Origin of the sequence: Peptoniphilus sp. BV3AC2, from assembly GCF_000478945.1 — a bacterium.
Classification (GTDB): domain Bacteria; phylum Bacillota; class Clostridia; order Tissierellales; family Peptoniphilaceae; genus Peptoniphilus_B; species Peptoniphilus_B duerdenii.
The window spans coordinates 1-15,911 of record NZ_AWXD01000007.1 but is presented as its reverse complement, the minus strand read 5'-3'; the positions used below and the strand labels follow the sequence as shown (position 1 = coordinate 15,911).

Here is a 15,911-nt window from a genome sequence, read left to right as displayed (position 1 = left end):
ATAAAGATTAATTAAAAATCTAAATATTTTTCTAACAAAAATAAAAGTTGAAAAAAATTATTTGTAAGTTTTATATATGTAAAACTGAAAAATTAGCTAGATAAAAAATGGACATAAAAAAAAAGCCACCCAATGGTGGCTTGGCAGGGGTAGCAGGATTTGAACCCACGGCACCTGGTTTTGGAGACCAGTGTTCTACCACTGAACTATACCCCTATAACTGACAAATTATATATTAACAAATATTGGAATAAATATCAAGACTTAATCTGTAGTTATATAAAGTTTAATTTCTTCAAATTTTTTCTTGCCGATGCCTGTTATATTTAAGAGATCTTCAATTGTATTAAATGGGTGTTCCTGTCTATATTTAATTATTTTGTCCGCCATTTTACTTCCAACTCCCGGGATGGAGGTGAGCATATCTTTTGAAGCGGTGTTGATATTTATTTTAGAATCTTCCTCATCCTTATCGAGATAGGATTTAATCGTAATCTTCTCTTCGTCTTTTAACTTTCTAGCAAGATTTAGGTTTGAAGTCTTCGCATCGTCCAAGAGACCGCCAGCTTCATCAATCAAATCCTTTAGTCTAGTTCCTTTTTTTATTTTATAGACGCCAGGATTTTTTACTCTGCCATCTATATGGACTTCGATTTCGCCTTCATCAAAGTCACTTTCGTTTTCATTTTCATTTTTATCATTTTTATCTTTATAATCCTTATTCTTTCTTAAACTTTCTATCTTAGGAACATTATCCAATGAAAGATTATCCTTGGTTAGGAATAGTGCTCCTAGCCCAAGGATAAGAATAATAATTATAATTTCAAACTTAGTAAGCTTCATCCATATTAAGTGCAACTTCAATCATTTGGTTGAAGGATCTTTCTCTCTCGGTAGCGGTAGTTTCTTCGCCAGTAACTAAGCTATCTGAAACTGTTAGAATGGTAAGTCCATTTGCGCCAAGACGGTTGCAATTTAAATAAAGTGCATGAGCTTCCATTTCTATTGCAAGAACTCCCATCTTTTGCCAATTCTTCCAATCGTTTGGATCATCATGGTAGAAAATATCTGAAGATAGTACATTTCCTACATGAGGTTTAACTCCTAACTTTTCGCAGGATTTATATGCGGAAAGAAGAAGTTCAAAGGATGCGGTTGCGCTATGAATTCCATTTAGTTTATAAGTTGATTGAAAATTAGAATTGGTGGAAGCTCCATTTGCAAGGATGATATCATAGAGATTTAAATCTTCATTTATTGCTCCGCAGGATCCAACCCTTACAATATTTTTAACTCCGTAGAATTTTATAAGCTCATAAGAATAGATACCAATGGATGGCATTCCCATTCCAGAACCCATTACAGAAATCTTTTTGCCTTTATATTCTCCAGTGTAGCCAAGCATATTTCTAACATCATTTACAAGGACAACATTATCTAAAAAGTTTTCTGCGATATATTTTGCACGAAGAGGGTCGCCAGGCATGAGGACCGTCTTTGCAAATTCATTTTCTTTTGCTCTAATATGTGGTGTCATAATCTACCTCCTAGCTACATTGTAAGACAGTGAAATATATTTTACAAGATGTTATAATATTTATGAGGTGAAATATGAAAAACACGGAAAATTTAAAAAAATACGCAGAAGTAGTTATGAAAAAAGGTTTAAACGTTGTTGAAGGAGACAGTGTTGTAATCAAAATTTCCATAGCTGCTAGAGAATTTGCTAAGATGCTAGTTGAAGCAGCATATGATTTTGGAGCACATAAAGTAAATGTTGAATGGAACGATGACGAAATAGGAAGAATTGGTTATGAAAGAACTCCTATCGAATGTCTAAAGGAAATTCCACAATACTTAATCGACAAACAAAAGTACATGGTTGGCAATAAATATAAATTCCTATCAGTAATATCAAACGATCCAAACTCATTAAAGGGAGTTGACCCAGAAAAATTAAATGCAAGCATGATTGCAAGATCAAAAGCATTTAAAGAAACTTCTGATCTTATAATGGCGAATAATAATTCTTGGTGTGTAATCGGTGCATCTGTTCCTAAATGGGCTGATATGGTATTTCCAGATGATGAAGATGCAGTAGATAAACTTTGGGAAAAGATATTTGAAGTTTCTAGAATCTCAAGTGGAGATCCTATTGCAAACTGGGATGAACATATAGCCACCATGAAGAAACATTCAAAAATTTTAAATGAAGCCAAATTAAAAGAGCTTCACTACACTTCAGAAAAGGGAACTGATCTTCACGTTAAACTTCCAAATGGATATATCTTCACTGGCGGAGATGAAATTAACAAGGACGGAGAAAATTTCGTTGCAAATATTCCAACAGAAGAAGTATTTTCACTTCCTCACAGAATGGGTGTGGACGGAATAGTCTATGCTACAAAACCTCTTAGCTATAATGGAAATATAATCGACAATTTCTGGTTTAAATTTGAAGAAGGAAAAGTTGTAGACTTCGGAGCTGAAGAAGGTTATGAAATCTTAAAAGATATGCTTGATATGGACGAAGGAGCAAGAAGACTTGGTGAAGTTGCACTAGTTCCATACCATTCACCAATTTCCATGACCAATATTTTGTTCTATGAAACTCTATTTGATGAAAATGCTTCCTGCCACTTTGCACTAGGGGCAGCTTATCCAACTTGCCTAGAAGGAAATGAAGATATGAGCGAAGAAGAACTTCTTGAAGCTGGAGTAAATGATTCACTTATCCACGTTGACTTTATGGTGGGAGACGCTACTACAAGCATCGTTGGAATAAAAGAAGACGGAACAGAAATGCAAATCTTTAAAGATGGAGATTTTGTAATTTAAGATAAATAATTAAATGAGAGGCTTGTCAGATTTTAAAATCTATGTTAAAATAACTTATGTTATGGCGACATAGCCAAGTGGTAAGGCACAGGTCTGCAACACCTTTATCACCAGTTCAAATCTGGTTGTCGCCTCCATGACCCGTTAATCGGGTCTTTTTTTATGCTAAAAATTCAAAAAAATTAAGCCTCATATGAGGCTTCTCATCAATTATTTTCTTTTATAAAATCATTTATTATTTTTACAAGCTCTTTTAAATATGTTGGATCCTTTGGATAACCTACCAGTAGATGACCGTGTTCTTTAACTTTTCCAACAACCATAAGATTTCTGTATAATTTATTTTCACCGGTACCAAGATATCTCATGTCCGTTATGATTCCTATTATTAGTCTTGGAAAATCTATTCCTTGTTCCATTTCAAATTCTCTCATAACTCCATGTGCCATAATCTCTGCAGCAACTCCATCGTCAATGGTAAGGCCATCGAGACAAGCTATAAGAATATTTGATTCTTTAAGTTTGGCAGTGTCGGCTTGAGAAATTTTAATGTCTGTTATTATATCGTCATTATTTTTCTTATCATTTATCTCTCCATTTTCTTGTGGAACATATAAATCTAGTCCAGTTTCATCTCTAATAATCTTTGCGAGATTTTCTGTCCATAGAAACATACCTTCATTGAAAAAATGGCTTGCTAAATATCCTTTCATAAATCCCTCCTAATTGAAAAGAAATTGGTAATTTGCTATAATTAATTTTAACAGAAAAATTGGAGGAAGTCATGAAAGATAAGCTTTTAAATATAAAAAAACAAGCATTAGAAGAAATTAATTTATCGAATGATCTAAAAGAGTTGGATAAAATTAGAGTAACATACTTAGGAAAAAAAGGAGAACTAACCCTAGTTTTAAGAGAAATGGGCAAGCTTTCCAAAGAAGAAAGACCTGTTATGGGTGCTATAGCCAACGAAGTTAGAGAAGCTATAGAAAGTGAATTAGAAAAGAAGAAGACTGATTTAGAAAACTTTGAATTACAAAAAAGATTAGTAGAAGAGAGAATCGACATAACTCTAAAAAAAGAAACTAGAGATGTAGGTCATTCTCATCCACTTATTCAAACTCTTGAAGAACTAGAATCACTATTTATTAGAATGGGCTTTACAGTTTATGACGGTCCTGAAGTAGAAACAGTAGAAAATAACTTCGACCTTTTGAATTCTCCAGCAGACCATCCATCTAGAGATATGTCAGATACATTCTATCTAGATGCAGAAAAATTACTTAGAACTCAAACATCTCCTGTACAAATTCGTGCTATGAAAGAACATGGAGCACCGATAAGAATGGTTTGTACCGGTAGAGTTTTTAGACCAGATGAAGTAGATGCAACCCATAGTCCGATGTTCCATCAAATGGAAGGGCTTATCGTTGACAAGAATATCTCCATAGCAAACTTAACTCACACCCTTAACCTATTCGTAAAGGAATTATTTGGAGATGATATTAAGACTAGATTTAGACCACACTATTTTCCATTTACAGAACCTAGCCTTGAAGTGGATGTAACTTGTACAAACTGTCATGGCGACGGCTGCGAAGTATGTGGCGGAACTGGATGGAGTATGGAACTTCTAGGTTGTGGTATGGTTCATCCAAACGTGCTTAGAAACTGTGGAATCGATCCAGAAGAGTACCAAGGATTTGCCTTTGGTATGGGTATCGACAGAATTGCCATGGTTAAGTACGGAATAAAAGATATTAGACTGATGTTTGACAACGACATCAAATTTTTAAAACAATTTTAGGAGGAACTATGTTACTACCAATTAAATGGCTAAAAAATTATGTAAATATAAATAAAAAACCGATAGAAATAGCAAACAAACTTTCATCTACAGGATCCCACGTTGAATCTATAAATAACTTCGCAGAAGATATAGAAAAGGTGGTAGTGGGAAAGATAGTTGAAATTACAAAACATCCAGATGCGGATAAACTTGTAGTTTGTAAAATTGATGTAGGAAACGAAACTCTACAAATAGTAACTGGAGCTCCAAACGTATTTGAAGGTGCAGTAGTGCCAGTTGCTCTCGATGGCTCAACTCTTGCAAATGACGTTCATATTAAGAAGGGAGAGCTTAGAGGAGTAGAATCAAACGGTATGCTTTGTTCTCTTGAAGAACTAGGATATGCTCAATCAGTTATTCCAAAAGAAGCTAGGGACGGAATCTATATCTTCTCTTCTGATACTAAGATCGGCGCAGATGTAAAAGATATCCTAGATTTAAATGATGAAGTCTTAGATATTGAAATAACTCCAAATAGACCAGACTGTCTTTCAATTATTGGAATGAGCAGAGAGACTGCTGCTACATTTGATCTACCACTTATTGAACCAAAGATTGAATTTAAAAATGAAACTGAAAATATAACAGATTTTATCGGCGAAACCGTAGTTGAAACTAAAAAATGTAGTAGATTCTACACCAAGGTTTTAACGGATGTAAAAATCGAAGATTCACCACAATGGATAAAGAACTACTTGATGCTTGCAGGAGTTAGACCTGTAAACAATATTGTAGACCTTACAAATTTTGTAATGCTTGAATACGGTCAACCGCTTCACGCATATGATTTAGACAAACTAGATGGAAATATCATCGTTAGAGATGCAAAAGACGGCGAAATTATAAAGACTCTTGACGAAGAAGAAAGATCTCTAACTGCTGAAGATATTGTAATTACAGATAGATCTAGAGTTCTAGGAGTAGCTGGAGTAATGGGAGGATTCGACTCCGAAGTTACTAAGGATACTAAGAGGGTTCTACTTGAAGGCGCAAGTTTCGAAAAGAGATCCATAAGACTTACCTCAAAGAGACTTGGACTTAGAACAGAAGCATCTGCAAGATTTGAAAAAGGTGTAGACATAACACTTCCTAAGATCGCAGTGAATAGAGTGGCTGCCCTTGCAGAAGAAATCGGCGCTGCAAATATCGTCGGAGGAAACTACGATACCCTTAAAGAAGAACCGAAGGAAAAAGAAATTAAACTTAGACTTGAAAAGGCAAACTCTCTAATCGGTCATGAATTCACAATAGAAGAGATTGAAAATATTTTAAATAGACTTATGATTGAAACTAAGACTGTAGAAGGTGGTCTAGTTGCCAAAGTACCTCCATATAGAGGAGACCTTGAAATCGAAGCTGACTTATTTGAAGAAGTTGCAAGGCTTTATGGATTTGAAAATATAGAACCAAAACCACTTTTCGGCGGACTTACAAAAGGTGACAGACCTAGATTTAGAAATCTTGAAATCAAAGTAAAAGAAATTTTAAAAGCATATGGATATAGCGAATTTATGTCATACAGTTTTATAAGTCCATCTGTATTTGACAAGTTAAACTTGGAAGAAGGATCAGACCTACTAGACTTTATCAAGATTTTAAATCCACTTGGAGAAGAATACTCGGTTATGAGAACCACATTAATCTCCAATATGCTTGAAATTCTCTACAAAAACTATTCAAGATCAAACGAAGTATGCAGCGGTTTTGAATTTGGAAACACATTTATTAAACAAGAAGGAAGCTTACCAAAAGAAGTTTTGAAACTCTGCATTGGAAGCTATAACCATGGTGATTTCTACGATTTAAAAGATATGATAGTAAACATTCTTTGGAGTCTATCAATTGAAGATCTTAAATTTATAAGAACAGAAGTGCCATACCTACATCCAGGTAGAGCGTGTGATTTATACGCTGGTGAAATCTACTTGGGATCATTTGGTGAAGTAAACCCAATAGTTCTTAAAAACTTTGGCATCAAGAATAGATGTCTAGTTGGAGAACTTAACTTCGACAAAATTGTAGAACTTGCTTCTGACAATAGAGTATACAAACCACTTCCAAAATTCCCTGCAATGAAGAGAGACTTCGCATTTGTAATCGATAGAGACATAGATGCAGGACAACTCGAAGAAGTAGCTAGAGAAAACGGAAGCGAACTTCTAGAAGATTTCAAAGTATTCGATGTTTACACTGGCGAAGGAATAGATGATGACAAGAAGTCAATTGCATTTAGCTTAACTTTTAGAGCAGAAGACAGAACATTAACAGACCAAGAAGTAGAAAAAGTCTCTGAAAAAGTTGTGGAAGAAATTGAAAAACAATTTGATGGTAAACTTAGGAGCGGAAAATGAAAAAAATAAAAGTAGTTATTGATGATATGAATTTCTACGTCGTTGGGAACGAGGATGAAAAATATATCAGATCTTTAGCTGGCGAATTAGATAAAAATATAAAAGAGGTAAAGAGAAACAACTACAGATTAAATCAGATGCAAGCAGTTCTTCTAGCTTCGTTAAATGTTTTAGACAGAGCTGAAAAGAATAAAAAGATTTTAAATGAAGTTCAAAATATCTCAAAAGATGAAAAGAAACTTATGGGCGTCATTGAAGAGCTTGAAGAATCTAAGAAATCAAACAATGAAGCTACTGAAAAGTATAGAGCTGAGTTTAAGAAGAATAGAGAATTAGCAGACGAAATAAATGCTCTTAAAGAAGAAAATAAAAACTTGATTTCTGATATAAACCAAAAGAAATTAGACATTAAACTTTTAAAAGAAGATTTAGAAAACCAAGAAAAGAGCAAGAAGAAGCTACACGATACCATTTACGAAAACCAAAAACAAATAATCGAACTTTCAAGAAGAATTGAGAACTTAACCAATGAAGATTGAGTTACTGGCGCCTGCAGGTAAGATGGATTCACTTATCGCATCCATAAATGCAGGCTGTGATGCAATCTATCTTGGAGGTAGAAGATTTTCTGCTAGGGCTTCTGCGGTTAATTTTTCTGATGAAGATATAGTAGAAGCTGTAAAACTTGCCAGGATGAGAGGAGTTAAGATATTTGTAACCACCAATATTTTAATTTCTGATGGCGAATTAGATGAATTTTTTGAATATATAGATTTTTTAAATAAAGCAGGGTGCCATGGAGTAATAGTTCAAGACCCTGCTTTAGGGTTTATATTGTCAAAAATGTATGAGGATTTAGAAGTCCACGCATCTACGCAGATGACTATAAACAATTACTACGGAGCTAAGTATGTAAAAGAACTTGGATTTGAAAGAGTGGTCATGGCTCGTGAAGTTGGCACGGACACCATTAAAAAGGTTTCTAAACTTGGAGTCGATATAGAACACTTCATCCATGGAGCACTTTGCATCTCCTATTCTGGACAATGCACCATGAGCTCACTCATCGGAGGAAGATCAGGAAACAGAGGTGCCTGCGCCCAAGCTTGTAGAAAGCCTTATGAAATTTTAAATCCTGATAAGACTGTATTTTCTGATAAAAAATATTTTCTTTCACCAAGGGATCTTATGAGTTTTGATACCATCGATGAACTTATAAAGGCTGGTGTTAATTCATTTAAAATCGAAGGTCGTATGAAAAGGCCTGAGTATGCCTATGAAGTGGTCCATGCTTATAGGAAAAAACTAGATAATGCTCTTAAAAAATCGGATATAGAAAATGTAGAACAGTTATTTAATAGGAAATTTACAAAAGGACTTGGATTTAAAGATTTTGGAAGAAGCCTTATGTCCTACGATAGACCGGACAACAGAGGTGTGGTGGTAGGACGATTTAAAAACGGAACCATGATCTTGGATAGAGAACTAAAATCTGGAGATGGAATTGAATTTAATCTAAAAAATGGTAAGTTCAAAGGATTTACCATTAATGAAGATTTAAAGATAGGCAAAAATAAAATCAAACTTCCTTTTGAAGTAGAAGAAAACTCTGACATCAGAAGGACCTACTCAAGAGAGCTTGAAGAAAATATAGATAAAGAGATTGAAAATATTTACAAGCTGCCAATTGAATTTAAAATTGACATAAATGTTGGAAATCCGATAAAAGTTATAGCGAAATCTCTTGGAAAAACAGCGGGATATACTTCTGAAAACTTAGTTGAAAAAGCTAAGAACATGCCTATATCAATTGAAAACATAAGAAAATCATTTGAAAAAATAAATGATACCGACTTTTTCTTGAGAAATGAAAAAGATATAGAAATTATCACTGATGGAGAATCTTTTGTTCCTGTAAGTGGTTTAAACGAAGCGAGAAGAGGCGCTATAAAGAATCTTGAAGAATTATTTTTATATAAGAACAGTGAAAAAACTCCTTACGAATTTAAATATGAAAAGAGAAAGACTTCAGATACTGGACTGACTCTAGAAATAAATGATTTAGAAGTTTTGGATGGACTAAATTTAGACGGAGTAGAAATTGTATATCTTCCACTTAAAGATATAGAAAAGTTATCTTTATATTCTTTTAAAAACACAAAGAAATATATTAAATTGCCGCAAATTTTAACTGACGATGAATTAGAAAAAGCAAAAGAAAATATTGAAAAATATAGACCGGAAGGACTACTACTTAACAATTTAGGTCAACTTGAAATTTTTAAAGACTTAGAGATTCCACTGACTTTGGATAGTTCTTTTAATATTTTCAACTCTCTTTCGGGAGAATTCTTTTTAAAACAGGCGGACTGCATTAGTCTTTCGAACGAACTAAATTTAAGTCAGATAAAAGAAATTAGGAAGAAACTAAGTGGAAATTTAGAGTCCATAGTTTACGGATATTTAAATGTAATGGTGATGGAACACTGTCCGATTTCCATTGAATTAAATTGTAAAGATAATTTAAACTGTGAAAAGTGCAGAAGAAATGGACTTCATTACCTGCGAGATTCGATGGGAGAAGATTTTGGATTTAGAAGAGAAAATAGAAGGACAATAATCTATAATTCTCACCCACTTTTATATGACAATAAAAATTTAGTAAATTTTATAGATAGAAGAAGGATAGTACAGACAACAGAGGATAGAGAAACTATGGAAATGGTACTTAACGCCTTTAGAGAAAATGATTTTAACGACTTAAAAGATTTTTTCAAAAATAGAGAGATAGTTGCAACGAGAGGACATTACAATAGAGGAATATTATGAAAGAGCTAAGAGCAATAAAAACCCTTGAATTTGATAAAATTTTAGAAAACCTGAAAACAAAATGTGAATCTGATCTTGGAAGAGAAGTAGCAGACTCAACAGATATATCTATTTCAGAAACGGAGATAAATAATAGGCTTAAAGAGACGGATGAAGCAGTAGATATAATTGATAAAAAAGGCGCTCCTCCTCTTTTTGGCATACACGATATAAAGGAAGCGACAGCAAGGCTAGATCTTGGAGGAACTCTAGGAGCGAGAAGTCTATTAAATGTTGCAGATTTTTTAAGGGTTTCAAGACTTCTTAAAAAATATATCGAGGAAGAAGACGATGAGGGCAAAAGCCATGAAATAATAGAGGACATGGCATCTCTATTATTTACATCTAAACAGATCGAAGACAGAATAAGTGAATGTATAATATCCGAAGAGGAAATCTCTGATTCTGCAAGTCCAAAACTTAGACAGATTAGAAGAAATATCTTTGTTAAGAACAAACAGATTAGAGAGAAACTCGACTCAATAGTGAACTCCGGCTCCAAGTACTTACAAGATAATATAGTCACCATGCGTGAGGGAAGGTATGTAATTCCTGTTAAATCAGAAAATAAAAATAAAATTAAGGGTCTAGTTCACGATATGAGTGCCACGGGACAAACTGCATATATTGAACCGATAGCCGTTGTAAATCTAAATAATGAGCTTAAGACTCTAGAGATTGAAGAAAGAGAAGAAATCGAAAGGATACTTGCGGAATTATCTGCATATGTGTCAGATTATTCGCTGCAAATAAAAGGGAATCAAGATATCTTATCTAGACTCGACTTTATATTTGCAAAAGCAAAGCTTGCCTTTGAGATGGAAGCTACAAAACCGAAAATAAATAACGATTTATCTTTAAAACTATACAAGGCAAGGCATCCACTTCTTAAAAAGAATGAAGTTGTGCCGATAGATATTAGTTTAGGTAAAGAGTTCACATCCCTTATTATAACCGGACCAAACACAGGTGGTAAGACTGTAACCTTAAAAACTGTTGGACTTCTAAACCTGATGGCTCAGTACGGACTTTTTATCCCTGCAGAAGAAGGATCTCAGGTTGGAATCTTTGACAAGATATTTTCTGATATTGGAGACGAACAATCCATTGAGCAATCCCTTTCAACATTTAGCTCTCACATGGTAAATATTGTAAATATTTTAGAAAACGCTGATGAAAGAAGCCTAGTTCTTTTCGATGAACTTGGAGCGGGAACAGATCCAACAGAAGGAGCTGCTCTAGCAAGATCCATAATGGATTTTATGCTTGAAAGAAAGATAAGATGCATCTCTACAACTCACTACAATCAACTTAAAACCTATGCATTAACCACTGAAGGCGTTCAAAATGCCTCCATGGAATTCGATGTGGATACACTTAGACCAACCTATAGATTAATAATAGGAATACCTGGCAAGAGTAATGCATTTTTAATTTCAAAAAGGTTAGGACTTAGGGATGATATAATAGAAGATGCTAAGAAACAAATGTCCCAAGATAGCATTGAATTTGAAAAAGTTCTAGAAAATATTGAAAAAGACAGATGGGAAATTGAAAAGCATCGTTCAGAAGCAGAGTTATATAAAATAGATTTAGAAAAGCAGAACAAAAGATTGGAAGAAGAGCTCTCATCCATGAAGGAAAAGCGAGAAGATATTCTTGAAAAAGCTAGAAGAGAAGCAAGACAGATAATAAATCGTGCAAAAGAAGAGTCAGAACTTGCCCTTTCAGAAATAAAGGATGTAGTTTCAGAAGTTTCAAAAGACCAAGCGAGAAGATTACAAGAATCTCAAGATCTAATAAGAGAAAATCTAAACAAAGCATCTAAAAAAGATAAAATACTCATAGAAGCAGTTAAAAATCCTGCAGAAAATATAAAACCTGGAGAAACTGTAATGATTGCGTCACTAAATGCAAAGGGAACAGTTCTCGAACTACCAGATTCAAATGGAGATGTGCTAGTTCAAGCGGGAATGATGAAGATGAAGGTTAAGAAAGAAGCCATAATCCGAATAGATGATGAAGAGTCAAGTAAATCATCTACAAAGAACATCATTAAACATAAATCTAGAACAGCAACCACAGAAATAGATGTTAGAGGTAGAAATTTCGATGACGCAAAGGTAGAAGTAGATAAGTTTTTAGATGACAGTTATCTTTCTGGGCTAAAATCTGTTAGAATAATACATGGAAAAGGAACTATGGTTCTAAGAGAAAAATTAAGAGCGGACTTTAAAAAGAATAAATATATAAAATCTTTTGATGACGCAAGTTACAACGAAGGCGGAAACGGAGTAACGGTAGTTACATTTAAGTGAGGTAAATAATGATAGATTTCAAAGAAGAAATAGCCAAGATATTATCAGATAAAATAGAAAGCATGACCAAAGAAGATATTCTAATGCAAATTGAAATCCCACCATCATATGAAATGGGAGACTATGCATTCCCGGTATTTTCTCTAGCTAAAATATTTAGAAAAAATCCAAACATGATTGCTGAAGAAATGGCAGCAAGTATAAAGTCAGAATACTTTGAAAAAGTAGAAAGTAAGGGCGCTTATATCAACTTCTTTACAAATAAAGAAGCGTTAGCTAAGACCGTTGTTGAAGAAATTTCAAAGGAAAAAGAAAATTATGGAAAATCCAAACTTGGAGAAGGTAAGACCGTAATAGTTGAATATTCAAGCCCTAATATTGCGAAGCCATTTCATATAGGACACATAAGAAGCACCATCATAGGAGATAGTTTAAAGAGAATTCACAAATTCTTAGGATACAATGTCGTATCAATCAACCACTTAGGAGATTATGGAACTCAATTTGGAATGCTAATCTATGCAATTAAAAATTGGGGAAATATAGAAGAGATTGAAAAGAATCCGATTCCAGAACTATTAAAACTATATGTAAGAGTTAACACAGAAGCTGACCAAAACGAAGAAATAAAAGAAGAATGCAGACATTACTTTGCAAGCCTTGAAAAAGGTGATGAAGATGCAGTTAAAATATGGACTTGGATTAGAGAAATATCACTAAAAGAATTCAACATCGTCTACGATTTACTCGGAATAAAATTCGATTCCTACAATGGAGAGTCTTTCTATTCAGATAAAATGATGAAACAAGTAGAAAGAATGGAAAAACTAGGAATACTAAAAGACTCTGAAGGAGCGAAAATTGTAGATTTAGAAAAATATAATCTGCCACCAGCTCTAATCCTAAAATCTGACGGATCTACCATTTATATAACGAGGGATATTGCAGCAGCAGAATACAGACACGAAACATACCATCCAGAAAAAAATATATATGTAGTAGCAACAGAACAAAACTTACACTTCAAACAATTAAAAGCGGTTCTAAAAGAAATGCAATACGACTGGTATGACGAAGTAACCCACGTAGCATTCGGAATGATAAACTTAGCAGATGGCAAACTTTCCACAAGACAGGGAAGGGTTGTATATTTAATAGACGTACTAAACAAAGCCATCGAAAAGATAATGGAAATCTTAAACGAAAGAGAAGAAACCAGTGGAGTAAAAATAGCAAACAAGGAAGAACTTGCAAAACAAGTCGGAATTGGAGCTATAAAATTCCAAGAACTATTCAATCAAAGAATAAAAGACTACACATTTGATTGGGATAAGACCTTATCATTTGAAGGGGAAAGCGGACCTTATGTTCAATATGCCCACGCTAGAATATGTTCACTTCTTGAAAAAGGTGGTTTCGATATTAATAAAGAAGTAGACTCTTCACTACTTAATAACGAAATGGAAATAAATATTTTGAGAAATCTCTACAAATTTACAGAAGTTGTAGAAGATGCAAAAGAAAAATATGAACCATTCTTTATTAGTAGGTACGTGGTAGAACTTGCAAAAGATTTCAACAAGTACTACAACCAAGTAACCATCAATGTAGAAGATGAAAAACTTAAGAATACAAGGCTTATGCTATGCTATTCAGTTAAGAATGTCATATCAGAAGGTCTAAGACTACTTGGTATAGAAGCACCTGAGAAGATGTAAAAAATAATAAGAAAAATAAAAAGGGACTTAAAAGTTCCTTTTTTCTATAGAAATAAATAAGGAGGATTTATGTTAGAAGATATATTATCCGTATATAAAATTAGCATCAGCAAAACCATAAAATCCATAAAAGATTGTCCTTTTCTCATAATATTAACGCCGATTTACTTTCTATTAATAGAAGTATTTAGTTATCTTAGTCTAAAGATAAGTTTTGCAGGAGGTAACTTACTAATTGGATTTGTAAGACCTGTGGGATATGCACTACTCATATCATCTTATTTTCAGATGTTAGAAGATGGAATAATCTACAAAAGAATAAATTTAAAAAGTTTGCCTGGCTCTTTTGGAAGATATTTTTACCAAGTTTATTCAGTATTTTTCGTATTAATAATACTAGATTATCTTTTAATGGGAATAAATACACTTGGCAAGTTGGATATAGTATTAGGAATAATTATAAATGTAGTATTTTCTTCAGTATCAGAGGGAATATATGTAGAAGGAGACAATGGAATCTCTGCATTTCAAGAAGCATTAGTATTTATGAAAGAAAACTTCATACATTGGATAGTACCTACGGCGATAGTTATTTTTGGTTTAGAAAAAATATTGGTCGGAACAAATAACTTTTATTTTTCAGACAATTTGCTTTTACAAAACATAGGAAATTCAATAAATAGTTTTCTAAGCATGGGTTTAGATCCAGCAAGAATTGGAAGGATACTTATATTTGAAGTAATACTTTCAGCCTTTGCAATATTTAGATATCATATGTACAAGATGCTCCGTGGGTCATCGATAAGAAAAAGAAAGTTTCAGGGAATAATATGATAGAAAAAGAAATAAAAAAGAGATTAAACAATATAGGCTTTGTCGAATTAAAGGAAGACACAACTGTAGAAGGCTTTAAATTTTTAAAAGAAGTTCCACTTCCTATAATGGTCGATGATATTAAGAAGCTTGCCATAGAAAAAAATGATATCGGAGTGAGAGCTGATTTAATATCCAAAGGAATTATCTATGTCTTAGGATGCGATACAGAATTTAAATACAAGGATAATTACAAAGAAATCCTTGAAGCCATAATTAAAGATATAAAATCATTTGTAATTACAAACACATTAAAAGTAGAGGATAGTCTGGACAAATACATCTATTTGAACTCATTTGTTGGACTTGGAATTTCAGACGATGAAATAGAATATAACAAACTAATCTATCTAGAAAATTACTTAGATGAGCATAGAAAAAATTTAAAAGAAGAAGACCAATCTGAAATAATAAAAAATCTTTTGGTAAATTATGAAAAAATAGAAGACAAGAAGATTATTCCATATTCAAACTACAGGCTTGGGGTTATCAACAAGGCAATCGGAAATTATCTAAAGAGCAAAATGTACTTTGAAAAGTCTTTAGAAAGTGGAGATTTAGTAGAAGATGAAGAGCTTAAAAATACTTTGAGAAGAGAAATAGAAGATATAAGTGACTATTCAAATGTTGAAATTGCAGAAACATATATAAACTATTCAGACTTTGACAAAGCAGAAGAAGCCCTAAAAAATGTGAGTATTTACTATGTAGATCAGAGTTATCTGAATTTCTTAAGAGGATTTGTATATCAATCCACAGGAAGAATAGAGCTTGCAATAGAAGAATATAAAAAAGCCATTAGCCTAAATAAGAATAGAGAAGACTATTACAACAGTCTTGCAATATGCCTAGTAAATTTAAATAAATATAAAGAAGCTTCCTATATGTTAGAAGAAGGTATAGAAAATAATAACACAAGTTACAATCTAAAATATAATTTGGGAGTAATCTATGTCAATTTAAATAAACTTGAAGAAGCTAGAGAACTATTAAAAGAAGCATATGCAATTAAGCCTTCAGAAGAACTGTATAAATATATAGAAAGTCTATAAATATCACCGAAAAAAATAAAATTTAAATTTGCTTTACAAAATCT

12 protein-coding genes and 2 tRNA genes are annotated in these 15,911 nt (G+C 33.1%); 10 read left to right on the top strand and 4 right to left on the bottom strand.

The features are described 5' to 3' along the window. Window positions 1-141 precede the first annotated feature (141 nt). From HMPREF1252_RS00840 to deoD, 3 genes are all read right to left on the bottom strand, one after another. Window positions 142-216: transfer RNA gene (locus HMPREF1252_RS00840), tRNA-Trp, on the bottom strand. A 48-nt stretch (window positions 217-264) separates the two neighbouring features. Further along, the gene (locus HMPREF1252_RS00835; protein ID WP_023059057.1) at window positions 265-843 is read right to left on the bottom strand and encodes a ComEA family DNA-binding protein; all 579 of its coding nucleotides are present in this window, start codon (window positions 841-843) and stop codon (window positions 265-267) included. Next, window positions 830-1,537 (bottom strand): purine-nucleoside phosphorylase, encoded by a 708-nt coding sequence (gene deoD / locus HMPREF1252_RS00830; RefSeq protein WP_023058942.1) that lies wholly within the window; start codon window positions 1,535-1,537, stop codon window positions 830-832. The genes HMPREF1252_RS00835 and deoD overlap by 14 nt, the downstream gene beginning before the upstream one ends. A 74-nt stretch (window positions 1,538-1,611) precedes the next feature. Between deoD and HMPREF1252_RS00825 the strand changes: the two genes are divergently transcribed. Continuing rightward, a complete protein-coding gene (locus tag HMPREF1252_RS00825) occupies window positions 1,612-2,838 on the top strand; it encodes an aminopeptidase (protein ID WP_023059008.1) in 1,227 nt (408 codons plus the stop codon). 63 nt (window positions 2,839-2,901) lie between these two features. Continuing rightward, window positions 2,902-2,975 (top strand) — tRNA-Cys (locus HMPREF1252_RS00820). Between the two features lie 69 nt (window positions 2,976-3,044). Here the strand turns inward: HMPREF1252_RS00820 and HMPREF1252_RS00815 are convergent. Continuing rightward, entirely contained in the window at window positions 3,045-3,551 is a 507-nt protein-coding gene (locus HMPREF1252_RS00815) for a nucleoside 2-deoxyribosyltransferase (protein WP_023059086.1), read from the bottom strand. Window positions 3,552-3,622: 71 nt separating this feature from the next. Between HMPREF1252_RS00815 and pheS the strand changes: the two genes are divergently transcribed. From pheS to HMPREF1252_RS00775, 8 genes are all read left to right on the top strand, one after another. After that, window positions 3,623-4,645 (top strand): phenylalanine--tRNA ligase subunit alpha, encoded by a 1,023-nt coding sequence (pheS, locus tag HMPREF1252_RS00810; protein ID WP_023058988.1) that lies wholly within the window; start codon window positions 3,623-3,625, stop codon window positions 4,643-4,645. An 8-nt stretch (window positions 4,646-4,653) separates the two neighbouring features. Next, a complete protein-coding gene (pheT, locus tag HMPREF1252_RS00805; protein WP_023059071.1) occupies window positions 4,654-7,038 on the top strand; it encodes a phenylalanine--tRNA ligase subunit beta in 2,385 nt (794 codons plus the stop codon). After that, on the top strand, window positions 7,035-7,577 hold the full coding sequence (gene zapA, locus HMPREF1252_RS00800; protein WP_008902495.1) for a cell division protein ZapA: 543 nt from the start codon (window positions 7,035-7,037) through the stop codon (window positions 7,575-7,577). The genes pheT and zapA overlap by 4 nt, the downstream gene beginning before the upstream one ends. Then, a complete protein-coding gene (locus tag HMPREF1252_RS00795) occupies window positions 7,567-9,867 on the top strand; it encodes a U32 family peptidase (protein ID WP_023059033.1) in 2,301 nt (766 codons plus the stop codon). The genes zapA and HMPREF1252_RS00795 overlap by 11 nt, the downstream gene beginning before the upstream one ends. Continuing rightward, entirely contained in the window at window positions 9,864-12,224 is a 2,361-nt protein-coding gene (locus tag HMPREF1252_RS00790; protein WP_023059119.1) for an endonuclease MutS2, read from the top strand. The genes HMPREF1252_RS00795 and HMPREF1252_RS00790 overlap by 4 nt, the downstream gene beginning before the upstream one ends. A gap of 8 nt (window positions 12,225-12,232) precedes the next feature. Then, window positions 12,233-13,942 carry an arginine--tRNA ligase gene (gene argS, locus HMPREF1252_RS00785; RefSeq protein ID WP_023059024.1) on the top strand — a complete coding sequence of 570 codons (1,710 nt, stop codon included), beginning with the start codon at window positions 12,233-12,235 and terminating at the stop codon, window positions 13,940-13,942. 69 nt (window positions 13,943-14,011) lie between these two features. Next, entirely contained in the window at window positions 14,012-14,776 is a 765-nt protein-coding gene (locus tag HMPREF1252_RS00780; RefSeq protein ID WP_023059123.1) for a hypothetical protein, read from the top strand. After that, a complete protein-coding gene (locus HMPREF1252_RS00775; RefSeq protein WP_023059028.1) occupies window positions 14,773-15,867 on the top strand; it encodes a M48 family metallopeptidase in 1,095 nt (364 codons plus the stop codon). The genes HMPREF1252_RS00780 and HMPREF1252_RS00775 overlap by 4 nt, the downstream gene beginning before the upstream one ends. Window positions 15,868-15,911: the final 44 nt, after the last annotated feature.

Excerpts from the sequence above, each read along its gene's own strand:
- HMPREF1252_RS00835 (WP_023059057.1), bottom strand. The coding sequence starts at position 843 with ATGAAGCTTACTAAGTTTGAAATTATAATTATTATTCTTATCCTTGGG.
- deoD (WP_023058942.1), bottom strand. The coding sequence starts at position 1,537 with ATGACACCACATATTAGAGCAAAAGAAAATGAATTTGCAAAGACGGTC.
- HMPREF1252_RS00825 (WP_023059008.1), top strand. The coding sequence starts at position 1,612 with ATGAAAAACACGGAAAATTTAAAAAAATACGCAGAAGTAGTTATGAAA.
- HMPREF1252_RS00815 (WP_023059086.1), bottom strand. The coding sequence starts at position 3,551 with ATGAAAGGATATTTAGCAAGCCATTTTTTCAATGAAGGTATGTTTCTA.
- pheS (WP_023058988.1), top strand. The coding sequence starts at position 3,623 with ATGAAAGATAAGCTTTTAAATATAAAAAAACAAGCATTAGAAGAAATT.
- pheT (WP_023059071.1), top strand. The coding sequence starts at position 4,654 with ATGTTACTACCAATTAAATGGCTAAAAAATTATGTAAATATAAATAAA.
- zapA (WP_008902495.1), top strand. The coding sequence starts at position 7,035 with ATGAAAAAAATAAAAGTAGTTATTGATGATATGAATTTCTACGTCGTT.
- HMPREF1252_RS00795 (WP_023059033.1), top strand. The coding sequence starts at position 7,567 with ATGAAGATTGAGTTACTGGCGCCTGCAGGTAAGATGGATTCACTTATC.
- HMPREF1252_RS00790 (WP_023059119.1), top strand. The coding sequence starts at position 9,864 with ATGAAAGAGCTAAGAGCAATAAAAACCCTTGAATTTGATAAAATTTTA.
- argS (WP_023059024.1), top strand. The coding sequence starts at position 12,233 with ATGATAGATTTCAAAGAAGAAATAGCCAAGATATTATCAGATAAAATA.
- HMPREF1252_RS00780 (WP_023059123.1), top strand. The coding sequence starts at position 14,012 with ATGTTAGAAGATATATTATCCGTATATAAAATTAGCATCAGCAAAACC.
- HMPREF1252_RS00775 (WP_023059028.1), top strand. The coding sequence starts at position 14,773 with ATGATAGAAAAAGAAATAAAAAAGAGATTAAACAATATAGGCTTTGTC.